Raw genomic sequence first — 12,628 nt, forward strand, 5'->3', positions numbered from 1 at the left:
CGCCGATCAGCCTCATCCTGAGGAGGCGCGTAAGCGCCGTCTCGAAGGACGAGGCGTGCATGCAGGCTGCAGCGACGAATCATATGGGCTCCCATGGCAGGAGCTGTCACGCGACAGTTGGACGCAATCGCAAATCGATTGCGGCGTTGAAGCGCCTCGTCTCGAGGGCTATCGAGCAGCGAAGCCATCTTCAATCGGAGGAACGCATGAGCACCATCACCGGCGGCTGTCACTGCGGCGCAATCCGTTATGAGGTCGAGGGCGACGCGATCGTGCACGCGCTGTGCCACTGCCGCGATTGCCGGCTCCACGCCGGCGCCCCGGTCGTCGGCTGGACGATGTACGCGGAGGATGCCGTCAAGGTGACCAAGGGCGAGCCGAAGGTGTACCGGTCTTCGGAACATGTGCGGCGGCACTTCTGTGGTGACTGCGGCACCGGCCTGTTCTATTTCAACGCCAGCATGCCCGGGATCGTCGACATCCAGAGCGCGACCTACGACGATCCCGAGGCCGTGCCTGCAACGATGCAGATCCAGGTCGCCGAGCGGCTGCGCTGGATGGAGCGTGCGCACGAACTGCCGGCGTTCGACCGCTTTCCCCCTCAACCGTAGCGGCGGAGGATGACACCGGCTCTTTTGCCGTTATCGAGGAGCAACGCTCGAGTCGTAAGTCAGCTCTTAGATGCTGGCGGTGCCGTTGCGCAGCGTCGTCGGACCCGCTCTCAACCGATCGCCTGCGAGCCGATAAAGCGCATGAATGGCTTTTGGCCATCGGCACCGAACAGCACGACCGTGTAAGGCTGCGGCTTGCCGCCTTCCATCCCTGGCGATCCGATCGGCATGCCCGGCACGGCGAGCCCTTTCGCAATGGGACGCTCCGAGAGGAGGCGTCGCACCGCCGCAGCCGGCACGTGCCCCTCGACGAGATAGCCGGCGACCTCTGCCGTGTGACACGCGACCAAGTCCGAGGGGATGCCGAGACGACTCCGCACCGCGTCGAGATCGGCGGTCTCCTCCACCTGGACGGTAAATCCTGCGTCTCGGAGATGCTGCACCCAGCCGGCGCAGCAGCCGCAGCTTGGATCCCTATGCACCGTGATGGTGGCTTCTTCGGCCTGCGCCGCGACGGCAGGCCCGGCAAGCACTGCCGCCGCCATCAGCCCGACAAGCGACCGGCGGGTCATCAGATCTGCGCGTTGCTTCATCTTCAGCCTCCTTTCGTTTCATCGTGGTATCTCAAGTCGAAGCGCCCAGGCCTCAACGAGGGCTCGCTTGGCCCTCGTACATGAAGGTCATGGGCTTCAGGCCATTCATATATCCGGTGCGCATCTCGTCGATGCGAAAGCCGCTCCGGGTCAAGACGTCGGCAATGTCCCGATTGAGATGACAACCGCCCGAGATGCGCACCCACGCGGGAGTCAGGCGATCCTGCCACCAGCGCACGCGCGGTTCGGGCGCGCGGCCATGCTCGACGAAGACCAGCTTCCCTCCCGGTTTCAGCACACGCCGCACCTCTGTCATGGCGCGATCGACGTCCGGAATGCTGCACATGGTCCAGGTCATCACGACCGTGTCGATGCTGCGGTCCTCGATCGGAATTGCCTCGGCCGAAGCTTCGACAAAGTCAACCGGAGTGTCCGGATGTGGAGCGTGTCGCGCCATCTCGAGGAGCTTCGGACCGGGTTCAAGCCCCACAACCTGCTTCACCGTAGCTCCGTAGAACGGCAGGTTGCGGCCGGACCCGATGCCGATCTCGAGCACCCGGCCCTGAGCCGCACCGGTCGCGCGTTGCCGGTAGGGCGCAAGTTCCTTGTTGCGCATCGCAAGGTCGCAAAGCCGTGGAAGAATGACGTCGTTGTAGAAGCCCATGCGCGCATCTCCTAGCACCGCCGCTCAATGGTCTTGCTGATCTCTTCAGGTGCGGCAAAGATCACGTCCGCACGGTCGCCCATCATGCCGGCGGGTACCAGGGCCGGTGCGTTACTTTGTGGACCATCTTTGCCGGAATCCGTCTTCAAACGCAGATTATGCTCCCAGAAGGCGCGCGTCTTGCCGTCCGCGGTCGTAACGCGATAGGTGTCGTGACAATAAGTGATGGCTTTCACCTGCATAGCCGACTCCAGGCTTTTCAAATTGGGATTGCGCCCGCCGCCATCCATCATTCCGCCCATCATCCCTCCCATTCGACCTTCGATACCAGGCGGATGAGCGCCCGGCTTGGTCGCCTGCTTCAAGAACGCAAGCAGATCGGCGCGAGCGCGATCGTCCTTGATTCCGTCGAACGGCATATCGTTGCCTGGCACCATGCGATCCGGGTTCGTGATCCAGGCATCAAGCGAACGTTCGTCCCAAATGATTCCAGACGACTTGAGGGCATCGGAATAGCGTTCGAAGCTTTTCAGGCTGCCGGCCTTTCGGCCCCACAGTCCTGCGAGGCTCGGGCCAGTCATGTTGCGGTCTGGCTCGAGCGAGTGACACGGCATGCAGGCCCGGAAACCCCGCTGGCCGCGTGCCGCAACATCCTGCTGCGCAAGACCCGGCGAGGACACAAGGACGACAGCCAACCCGATCAGATAGAAGCGATGCATCTTCAATCTCCCTTGAAGAGATATTTGATCAGCGCTGCCGCCCCCAATACGAGAACGATGACGATCAGTGCGGTGATCAACGCCATCGTCCCAAACATTTCCGACATCATGTCGTGCATCATGGCTCACCTCATTCCGCCGGCTCCACGACCCGCAATCTCGCACTGATCGGCTTTGGCATTTCGGTCGATTGTCCTTTGTCCTCGCTCTTGGGAGGCAAGCGGAAGCCTTTCACCAGCCCGAAGATCGCCGGGATCACGATCAGCGTCAGCAGCGTCGAAGAGATCATGCCGCCGATCATCGGCACCGCGATGCGCTGCATGATCTCCGACCCGGTGCCGGTGCTCCACATGATCGGCAGCAGGCCCGCCATGATGGCGACAACCGTCATCATCTTGGGACGGACGCGCTCGACGGCGCCTTCCATGATGGCCTCGTGCAGATCCTGACGCGTGAGAACCCGGCCGGCCGCGCTGCACTTCGCCTTGATCTCTGCGAGGGCTTGCTCGAGGTAGATCAGCATCACGACGCCGGTCTCGGCGGCGACGCCGGCGAGCGCGATGAAGCCGACGGCGACGGCGACCGACAGGTTGAAGCCGAGCCACCACATCATCCAGATGCCGCCGACCAGCGCGAACGGCAGCGACAGCATGACGATGAAGGTCTCGGTCATGGCCCTGAAGTTCAGGTACAGCAGCAGGAAGATGATCGTCAGCGTCAGGGGCACCACGATCTTCAGGCGCGCTGCGGCGCGCTGCAGATATTCGTACTGGCCGCTCCAGACCACATAGGTGCCGGCGGGAAACTGGACGCTCTCCGCCACAGCGCGTTGCGCATCGGCGACGTAGCTGCCGATGTCGCGATCGCGGATGTCGACATAGATGTAGGTCGCGAGCTGGCCGTTCTCCGTCCGGATCGAGGTCGGCCCCCGCGCCGGCTCGACCTTGGCGACCTCGCCGAGCGGCACGGCGCCGCCTGCGGGCATCGGCACCAGGATGTCGCCGGCGATCGCCTTGGGATTGTCGCGCAGGTCGCGCGGATAGCGCATGTTCACGGTGAAGCGCTGGCGGCCTTCCACCGTCGTCGTCACCGTCTGACCACCGAGCGCGGCCGCGATGGTGTCCTGGACATCCTGGATCAGGATGCCATAGCGGGCGAGCGCCTCGCGGTCCGGGACGATCTCCAGATAGTAGCCGCCGATGCCGCGCTCGGCGTAGGCCGAGGACGTGCCCGGGACGGTCTTGATCACCCGTTCGACCTGCCGCGCCAGCCGGTCGATCTCGACGAGGTCGGTGCCCATCACCTTGACGCCGACAGGCGTGCGGATGCCGGTGGACAGCATGTCGATGCGCGCCTTGATCGGCATGGTCCAGGCGTTGGAGACGCCCGGGAACTGCAGCGCCTTGTCCATCTCCGCGATCAGGCTGTCGACGGTGACGCCGGGGCGCCACTGCTGCTTCGGCTTCAGGTTGACCACCGTCTCGAACATCTCGGTCGGCGCTGGATCGGTCGCGGTCGCCGCCCGTCCCGCCTTGCCGTAGACCGAGGCGACCTCCGGGAACGACTTGATGATGCGGTCCTGCGTCTGCATCAGCTCGGCCGCCTTGGTGACCGAGATGCCGGGCAGCGTCGTCGGCATGTAGAGCAGCGTGCCCTCGTTCAGCGTCGGCATGAACTCGGTGCCGAGCTGCCGCGCCGGCCAGATCGTGACGGCGAGCACGACCAGCGAGGCCAGGATCACCAGCGTCTTGGCGCGCAGCACGCCCTTGATGACCGGGCGGTAGATCCAGATCAGGAAGCGGTTGATGACGTTCTTGCGCTCGGGCACGATCCTGCCGCGGACGAAGATCACCATCAGCGCCGGCACCAGAGTCACGGACAGCAGGGCCGCAGCCGCCATCGCGAAGGTCTTCGTGAACGCCAGCGGGCTGAACAGCCGCCCTTCCTGCGATTCCAGCGTGAAGATCGGCATGAACGAGACGGTGATGATGAGCAGGCTGAAGAACAGCGCCGGGCCGACTTCGGACGCCGCGTCGATCAGGATCTGGACGCGCGACTGGCCGGGCTTGGCTCGCTCCAGGTGCTTGTGGGCGTTCTCGATCATGACGATCGCGGCATCCACCATGGCGCCGATCGCAATCGCGATGCCGCCCAGGCTCATGATGTTCGATCCCAATCCCAGCAGCTTCATGGCGCCGAACGCCATCAACACGCCGACCGGGAGCATCAGGATCGCGACCAGCGCGCTGCGGACATGGAGCAGGAACACGATGCAGACGAGCGCAACCACGATGCTCTCCTCGAACAGCGTGTGCTTGAGCGTATCGATCGCCGCGTAGATCAGGCCCGAGCGGTCGTAGACCGGAACGATCTCGACCGACTTCGGCAGGCTGCTCGCGATCTCCTTGAAGCGCTTCTTGACGTTCTCGATCACGTCGAGAGCGTTGACGCCGAAGCGCTGCAGCACGATGCCGCTTGCGACCTCGCCCTCGCCGTTCAGCTCGGCGATGCCCCTGCGCTCGTCGGGTCCGAGCCCGACATTGGCGAGGTCCCGGAGAAGAACCGGCGTGCCGTTGCTCGTCTTCAGCACGATGTTGCCGAGATCGTTGATGCTCTTGATGTAGCCCTTGCCGCGAATGACATATTCGAACTCCGACAGCTCGACCGTGCGGCCGCCGACATCGGCGTTGCTGGCGCGGATGGCCTCCCGGATCTTCTGCATACTGATACCGCGATCCCGCATCCGCTGCGGATCGAGCACCACGTTGTATTGCTTGACGAAGCCGCCGATGCTAGCGACCTCGGCGACACCTTCGGCCTTGGCCAGCGCGAACTTCAGATTCCAGTCCTGGATCGTGCGGGTGTCGGCGAGGTTCAATTCCCGCGACATCACGGCGTACTGATAGACCCAGCCGACGCCGGTCGCATCGGGGCCGATGGTCGGGGCGACGCCGGCGGGAAGCCTGGACGACGCGCCGTTCAGGAACTCCATGACGCGCGAGCGCGCCCAATAGATGTCGGTGCTGTCCTCGAAGATCACGTAGACGAACGACACGCCGAAGAAGGAGAAGCCGCGCACCACCTTCGATTTCGGCACGGTCAGCATCGCCGTGGTCAGGGGATAGGTGACCTGGTCCTCGATGACCTGCGGCGCCTGGCCGGGATATTCGGTGTAGACGATGACCTGCGTGTCCGAGAGATCCGGGATCGCATCCAGCGGCAGGTGAAGCAGCGCGTAGAGGCCGGCGGCGGCGGCAAAGCCGGTGCCGAACAGCACCAGCAGCAGGTTGCGCGCCGACCAGGCGATGATGCGGGCGATCATTTGTGCTCTCCCATCGCACGGCCCGCGTCGGAAGCCTGGGGAGCCGCCTCGGCGAAGCCTCTGAGCGCGGCCTTCAAATTGCTTTCCGCATCGATCAGGAAGTTGGCGGATGTGACCACGGCCTCGCCGTCCGCAAGTCCGTCCCGCACCTCGATATAGCCGCCGCCGCGCCGGCCGAGCTTCACCTCACGCGGCTCGAAGCGCCCTTCCCCCTTGTCGACGAGCACGGCCTGGCGCGTGCCGGTGTCGAGCACCGCGCTGTCCTGTATCGCCAGCACGGGCGCACCATCGGCCGTGTCGACGTCGGCATCGACATACATGTCCGGCAGCAGCGCCGCGTCGGGATTGGCGAGTTCGATGCGGACGCGAGCCGTTCGGGTTTCGCGGTTCACCTGCGGATAGATCACGGCGATCTTGCCGGTGAACGCCCGGCCGGGAAAGCTTCGCGCTCGCACCGCAACGGACTGCCCCACCGCAATGTTGCCGAGATCGCGCTCGGCGACGTCCACCAGCGCCCAGACGAGCGAAATGTCGGCGATGCGGAACAGCACGTCGCCGGGATTGGCGCGCATGCCTTCGATCGCATTGCGCTCGAGCACGATCCCGTCGCGCGGCGCCGACCAGTGGATGGTGACGGGCGCGACGTGCGTTTTCTCCATCTCGGCGATGACCTGCTCGGGGACGTCGAGATTGACCAGCCGTTGCCGCGAGCCGCGGCCGTACATCTCGACTCCGCCGACGGTCTTGGAGGTGATCGTCGCGAGATATTCGGCCGCCGCGGAAGCAACCGCCGAGCTGTAGATCTCCATCAGCGGCTGGCCCGCCTTCACGCGGGTGCCGGTAGTGACGTCCGCGATCTTCTGCACAAAGCTTTCGGCGCGCATCGCGATCACCGAGACGCGGCGCTCGTCCAGCTGGATCGTGCCGGGCGCCTTCACCAGGACGCGGATCGCTCGCCGCGCGACGGGCTCGGACCTCACGCCGGTGCGCTGGATCTTGCCGGGCGACAGCTTCACCGTCCCATCGTCGACGTCGTCGCCTTCGTAAACGGGGACATAGTTCATCCCCATCGGATCCTTCTTCGGCACGGGCGAAGTGTCGGGCAACCCCATGGGATTGCGGTAGTAGAGGATTTTTCGCGATGAAGCCGCCTGCGGTGGTTTCGTTGCCGCCGCAGTCATCTGATCGTCGTCGTAGACCGGCAGATAGTCCCACCCGCGGTCATCCTTCTTTGGACCGGCCGACCAAAACGGCGCGCCAATCGGATCGCGGTAATAGAGCGGAGTTCGGGCACCATCTGTCGTGGCCGCGGCGACCTCGGCATGAACGGACCAGCGTCCATCGTTCATGGACCAGATGGCGCCCAGGGCCAGGCTGCCGGTGAGCGCGAGTGCGGTGAGAAGACGGAGCGTGTTCATCGCCAGATACTGCGCGCCTTGGGCGCGCGTCCATGTGAATGGGAAAGAGAAGATCGGGCGCCATCCGGCGGCGCCCGAAGGCTCACTTGGTCGCCTTGACGATGACCTTGCCGGTGACCGTCTCAGGCTCGCCCTGCACCTTCGCCGAGAGCGTGACCTGGTAGCGGCCGGCCATCGGCAGGTCCGCCCTAAAGGTGTAGACGCCCGGCTCCTTGGACGGCAGCGGTGCGACGGCCGACTCCATCTCAGCCATGCCGTCCGGGGCCATATCGACACGGGTCTTGAAGATGACCGCGTCCGGCACCGGCTTGCCGGTCTGCTTGTTGGTCAAGCGAACGGCGAGCGTGACGTCGTCACCCTTTTTCATCTCGGGATTGACCGGCTCGAAAGCGTAATCGCCGGCGCCTGCCATAGCGGCCGTAGCGGCGAGCGAAAGGGTGGCGGCAACAGCCGCGGCGCTGAATTTGGAAAGCATTTCCTGTCCTCATGAATTGATCTTCCGCCGTGACGCAGGAAGCGCGCACGTCAGTCATCGTCGCGCGCAGGCGTGCCCGCGCGCGTCATTGGCTTGGCGAGATCAGATTCGAGGAGGTCGGAAGGGAGGACTGCCGCCGCGGGAGGAGACGACCTGATCGGCGGGAATAACGGTTTTCCCTGCCGCTACGGCAAGGAATTCGAAAGCCAGCGGACGAATGTCTGCAAGCGCGACGGTGCTGCCGACACAGCAGAAGCCCATCCCGCACTTGTAGCCGGTGTCGGACCCCGTTCCCTTCATGTCGGGACAACAATCGTCCATCGACATGTCGCCGTCGCCGCCCATCTGCACGGCAGCCTGCATGTGATCCGGCGACATGGCAAGGCTGGAAGCGGACGCGCCAGCCGGCAGCATCGCCAGGGATATGGCGATGGCGAGTGCCAGGATGGTACGAACGATCCGCATCAAATGTGCTTTTACCTTTTGGCTACCTTTTCGAGCCGCAGCGCAGCTTTCGTAGCATATTCCGCTGCCGAAAGCATTCTTTGATCCGGGTCAAGCATTCGTGACCGAGGCTATCGATGCGTGTCAGGCCGATCAGCCCCCGCTCGAGCTACGAGATTTTTCCTGCCACTTCTTGCCGGACCGCCGCAGCGTTCCGCAGCTATGCTCGTTGGGGGTCGATGAGGGGCGCGAGCGCGATGGGCGCCTCGATCGCGGGGTCGAGCCGAAGCTGCAGCTGAGACGTCGATGACGGCATCGGCGCTCAGCACCTCGAAGCCCTTGCCGTTGTAGCCGGATCTCAGGTTGACGGCCCGCCAATAATTCCATAAATCCCGATATATGGAAACAGAACAAGCCGTCCTGGCGCTCGCCGCGCTGTCGCAACCGACCCGTCTGGAGGCCTTCCGGATATTGGTCAGACACGAGCCTGACGGCCTTGCGGCCGGCGACCTCGCACGCCTGCTGGAAGTCCCGCAAAACACGCTCTCGGCGCATCTGTCGATTCTCAGCCGCGCGCGCCTCGTGTCTTCCGAGCGGCACAGCCGATCGATCATCTATCGCGCCAGTCTCGGCGAATTTCGCGACGTCGCCGTCTTCCTGCTCCGCGATTGCTGCGGCGGACGGCCGGAAGTATGCGAACCCGTCGTCGAGACTTTGCAGTCGTGCTGCTCGCCGAAACCCAGGAGGCGAGCCCGCTGATGGACAATTTCGATCTCTCGCGGCGCCTCGCGGCCGAAGCGCTCGGCACGGGCACTCTCGTCGCCACCGTGGTCGGCTCCGGCATCATGGCGGAAACGCTGACCAAGGACATCGCCCTTGCGCTGCTCTGCAATACCTTGCCGACCGGCGCCATCCTGGTTGTCCTGATCACGGTGCTCGGCCCGATCTCCGGCGCACACTTCAATCCCGCGGTCACCCTCGTCTTCACCGCCAAGCGCGAGCTGCCGGCGAACGAGGCTGCGCTCTACGTCATCGCGCAAATCGCCGGCGGCATCGCGGGAACGGTGGCGGCGCATCTGATGTTCGCCCTACCCCTGCTCGACCTCTCGACGAAAGTTCGAACCGGAGGGCCGCAATGGTTCGCCGAAGCGGTGGCCGCCTTCGGGCTGGTTGCGACCATCCTGGCCGGCATCCGGTTTCAACGGACGGCAGTCCCCTGGCTGGTGGGCCTCTACATCACCGCGGCCTATTGGTTCACGGCTTCCACCTCGTTCGCCAATCCGGCCGTGGCCATTGCGAGATCCCTGACCAACACGTTCTCTGGCATTCGTCCCGCCGACCTGCCCGGCTTCATCCTTGCGGAGCTGTGCGGAGCCTTTGCCGGCATGCTGCTGATGAACTGGCTGCTCGGACGCCCGCACGCATCCGCCTCAGTCGCAATCACGGAGACAACCCGATGACCGTCACTATCTATCACAACCCCGCCTGCGGCACCTCGCGCAACACGTTGGCGATGATCCGGCAGAGCGGCACCGAGCCCGTCGTGGTCGAATATCTCAAGACGCCGCCATCGCGGGACAGGCTCAAGGAGCTGATCGCGACCATGGGCATTCCGGTCCGCGCGCTGCTGCGTGAGAAGGGAACACCCTACAAGGAGCTCGGCCTGGACGATCCCAAATGGACCGACGACCAACTGCTCGATTTCATGGTCGCCCATCCCATTCTCATCAACCGTCCGATCGTGGTGACGCCGAAGGGCACGCGCTTGTGCCGGCCGTCGGAAGCCGTGATCGATCTCCTGGACAATCCCGTCGGCCGGTTCGTCAAGGAAGACGGCGAGGTGGTCGAACCGCGCGGATAAAACTAAGCGACTCTCGGGACAGGCAGGTCGACGACTCCCGGCACCACCGATTTGATGCGAATGTTGCGGAATTGCACCTTCGAACCGTCATGATGGTTTTGCAGGGCGATGTGGCCGCGAAGAGACCGCGGCTTGGGGTCCGTGAAGTCGTTCACGAGCACATCGTTCAGCGTCACCTTGATGCGGTTGCCGACCGCCTCGATGATGAACGTGTTCCACTGCCAGGGCCCCTTCTCAACATCGGTGCGGGTCGGCGCACCGATATTGTAGATCGCGCCGGTGCTTCGCAGGGGATCGTTCTCCTTCTTCGCTTCGGAATTGTACCCACGCGGATCGATCTGGATCTCGTAGCTCTGATCGATAGCCGCCATCCAATCATTCGGATTCGAGCTGTTCAAGCTGGGCACGCGGATGAAAACACCGGAGTTGTCGGTGCGGCTCGCGTATTGCCATTCGAGCTCGAGCACGAAGTCGGAGAAGCTCTCGCGCGTGTACCAGAGCAACCCGGGCCCGCCGACGGACTCGAGAATGTCGTACACCTGGAGGAAGCTCCCGGCGCCCGACATCTGCCATTCCGCCAGACTCCCAGCGTACAGCTGTTTGGAACGTGGCGAAGATGCCGGCGTCAATGCCGCGACGACGGCCGCGCTGGTCTGTCGCGCGAGCGCCAGGCCCGTCAAGGACGGGTTCGCAGAGCCGACGGTGGGGAACAAGGCAGGGCCAGCAACGTGGGCGTTCGAGATGTGATGGAAGCGCCCGGTGGGATCCGTGATCGACATGGCTGGATCGTCGCCCATCCACAGCGTGCCCGCTTCGTGATGGGTGTTGCCCAGCCGATCCCTCGTTGCGGCAAACGGATCGGCGGGCGGTGCGCTTTGCCAGCCGCCATTGTACCAGTACTCGACGTCGCCAGCGCTTTTGCCGAGACGCCCCGCCAGCTCGACTGCCGCGGTGGCGAGCTTGCTCCACGCCGCGTAGTCGTTCGGCGTAGGCGTGAAATTGACCCACGCGCGAGCGCTCAAGCCATCGCTCTGAAGCGGATCGGCTGCATTGGTGAGGTTCACAAAGCTCGTCGTGCTGCCCGGTCCGCTACGCTTGTCGCCATCCATCTCTCCGAGGCCGCGGAGGACGATTGCCACCCAATCCGGGTCCTCGTTTGCAAGCAAATTCCGCAAGAGGTCGATGTCGGGCACCATCGTCCACATCGTCGCTTCCGGGTTCTGTCCCTTCTCAGCCGATGCGAGCACCTGAAAATGGTAGCGCCGTTTGCTTCCGTTCGGGTTCGTAATCTCGCCACGCACGATCGCGCCGCCCTGTTCGAGCGTTGTAGACGCGCCGAGCCCGAGCGCGCTGCGTTTGACGCGTACCGTGAGATTCGTGCGCAGATGGGCCATGAAATTGGCACCCATGCTGTACGCCCCGCGCGTCACCGGGAACGACTCGATCGCCAGCCGCGTCGATTCGATCGTGCCGGCCGCCAGCACGACTTGACAATCCGGACTGAGATTGGCCGGAGCCGAAAGCGATCGGAACTGACCATTATAGGTGAGATCGATCCCGGTGACCCTGCCGCCGCTGTTCTGTAACCGGATGACGTGGCACCTGGGAACGAGGAAGAAGCGTCGCCGCGAGTTGTCGTTCAAGGTCCAGCGCTTGGCGATATCGTCCCGGATACTTTCGAGCAGCATGGGTCCGCTGCTGAACTTGTCGAACGAGAACAGCCCGGGGCCCGGCGAGTTCGCCTGCACCGCGATCGGAGCTTCGTCGACGACGTCCAAGGTCACATCGGGCAGGATCGCATTCGTACCCGCCGCAATGGCTTGCAACTCCGCATTGATCGCCGTGTTGAGCGGACCGGACAGGTAATCCGCCTTCTCAAGTACGCCAATCTCGCGCTCGACATCGAGGTAGCTCACGTTCAGAAAATCGCGCGCGTCTTTGGGCCACGCATCGAGATCGGCCGGCATCAGCCGCGGCGACCATCCTCCCCAAAACAGAGAGCGGCCGCCCGGGCAATAAGCGAGCCCGGTGAACGGCTCGTTGCTGTGCCAAGGAATGCCCCACACGCCGTTGCGCGCGCCTGGATCCTGATTATTACGCGTGACCAGCGCGGTGTCCGGCGCATTCAAGCCGAGATGCGGCAGGTTCTGCAGGTGTGTCGGGGCAAGATAGCCGCCTGCGTCGAGCAGGAGCACCCGTAGGTTCTGATCGGCCCCGGCGCGATAGATCTTGCTGGCGGCATACGCGCCGAACATCCCTGCGCCGATGACCACGACATCGAACGGCCTGCCGCCATTGTTCACCGCTTCGTCGTATGTGCTGCACACGTATCTGCCGAGCAGATCGCGCGTGAACTCGGTGTCTTGGATATCGACTGGAATGGAAGGGTCATTTCGCAGAAAGGCCAGCATCGGAGAGCTCCTTTCGAGGCGTTGTCACCGCAGCGCGAGACGTTCGGCAAGACAGGCCGCAAAGACCTGGCCCGCATGCGCCGTCGAAAGTAAGAGAAACTCGTGACCAG

The 12,628-nt window shown here is 64.0% G+C and carries 12 protein-coding genes and 1 pseudogene; 4 read left to right on the forward strand and 9 right to left on the reverse strand.

Annotation, left to right across the window (positions count from 1 at the left end; all coding sequences use genetic code 11):
* The first annotated feature begins 206 nt into the window (after window positions 1-206).
* The gene (locus YU9_RS0106455; protein WP_027572050.1) at window positions 207-611 is read left to right on the forward strand and encodes a GFA family protein; all 405 of its coding nucleotides are present in this window, start codon (window positions 207-209) and stop codon (window positions 609-611) included.
* A gap of 110 nt (window positions 612-721) precedes the next feature.
* Here the strand turns inward: YU9_RS0106455 and YU9_RS0106460 are convergent, their stop codons facing one another.
* The 8 genes and pseudogenes from YU9_RS0106460 to YU9_RS51005 all read right to left on the reverse strand — a co-directional run.
* A complete protein-coding gene (locus YU9_RS0106460; RefSeq protein ID WP_027572051.1) occupies window positions 722-1,204 on the reverse strand; it encodes a DUF411 domain-containing protein in 483 nt (160 codons plus the stop codon).
* Window positions 1,205-1,256: 52 nt separating this feature from the next.
* Complete coding sequence (locus YU9_RS0106465) at window positions 1,257-1,868, reverse strand: class I SAM-dependent methyltransferase (protein WP_027572052.1); 612 nt, start codon at window positions 1,866-1,868, stop codon at window positions 1,257-1,259.
* An 11-nt stretch (window positions 1,869-1,879) separates the two neighbouring features.
* Window positions 1,880-2,587: a cytochrome c family protein gene (locus YU9_RS0106470; RefSeq protein WP_027572053.1), complete on the reverse strand. Its 708-nt coding sequence runs from the start codon at window positions 2,585-2,587 to the stop codon at window positions 1,880-1,882.
* 130 nt (window positions 2,588-2,717) lie between these two features.
* Window positions 2,718-5,909 (reverse strand): efflux RND transporter permease subunit, encoded by a 3,192-nt coding sequence (locus YU9_RS0106480; protein WP_027572054.1) that lies wholly within the window; start codon window positions 5,907-5,909, stop codon window positions 2,718-2,720.
* Window positions 5,906-7,327 (reverse strand): efflux RND transporter periplasmic adaptor subunit, encoded by a 1,422-nt coding sequence (locus YU9_RS0106485; protein ID WP_027572055.1) that lies wholly within the window; start codon window positions 7,325-7,327, stop codon window positions 5,906-5,908. The genes YU9_RS0106480 and YU9_RS0106485 overlap by 4 nt, the downstream gene beginning before the upstream one ends.
* Before the next feature lie 82 nt (window positions 7,328-7,409).
* Window positions 7,410-7,802 carry a FixH family protein gene (locus tag YU9_RS0106490; RefSeq protein ID WP_027572056.1) on the reverse strand — a complete coding sequence of 131 codons (393 nt, stop codon included), beginning with the start codon at window positions 7,800-7,802 and terminating at the stop codon, window positions 7,410-7,412.
* Window positions 7,803-7,904: 102 nt separating this feature from the next.
* Window positions 7,905-8,267: a hypothetical protein gene (locus YU9_RS0106495; RefSeq protein WP_027572057.1), complete on the reverse strand. Its 363-nt coding sequence runs from the start codon at window positions 8,265-8,267 to the stop codon at window positions 7,905-7,907.
* A 168-nt stretch (window positions 8,268-8,435) separates the two neighbouring features.
* Window positions 8,436-8,565: pseudogene (locus tag YU9_RS51005) on the reverse strand (FAD-dependent oxidoreductase); the annotation flags it as partial.
* 80 nt (window positions 8,566-8,645) lie between these two features.
* On the opposite strand from YU9_RS51005, the gene YU9_RS0106500 reads away from it, so the two are divergent.
* The 3 genes from YU9_RS0106500 to arsC are packed head-to-tail and all read left to right on the forward strand — an operon-like array spanning window position 8,646 to window position 10,107.
* Window positions 8,646-9,005, forward strand: coding sequence for a helix-turn-helix transcriptional regulator (locus YU9_RS0106500; RefSeq protein ID WP_027572058.1), 360 nt, complete (start codon window positions 8,646-8,648; stop codon window positions 9,003-9,005).
* Window positions 9,005-9,706, forward strand: a complete 702-nt coding sequence (locus tag YU9_RS0106505) for an MIP/aquaporin family protein (RefSeq protein WP_027572059.1) — start codon at window positions 9,005-9,007, stop codon at window positions 9,704-9,706. The genes YU9_RS0106500 and YU9_RS0106505 overlap by 1 nt, the downstream gene beginning before the upstream one ends.
* On the forward strand, window positions 9,703-10,107 hold the full coding sequence (gene arsC / locus YU9_RS0106510) for an arsenate reductase (glutaredoxin) (RefSeq protein ID WP_027572060.1): 405 nt from the start codon (window positions 9,703-9,705) through the stop codon (window positions 10,105-10,107). Before YU9_RS0106505 ends, arsC begins: the two co-directional genes overlap by 4 nt.
* Before the next feature lie 2 nt (window positions 10,108-10,109).
* Here the strand turns inward: arsC and YU9_RS41065 are convergent, their stop codons facing one another.
* The gene (locus YU9_RS41065; protein ID WP_051380352.1) at window positions 10,110-12,518 is read right to left on the reverse strand and encodes a family 16 glycoside hydrolase; all 2,409 of its coding nucleotides are present in this window, start codon (window positions 12,516-12,518) and stop codon (window positions 10,110-10,112) included.
* Between the last annotated feature and the right edge of the window lie 110 nt (window positions 12,519-12,628).

Source organism: Bradyrhizobium sp. WSM1743 (assembly GCF_000473065.1).
Lineage (GTDB): Bacteria > Pseudomonadota > Alphaproteobacteria > Rhizobiales > Xanthobacteraceae > Bradyrhizobium.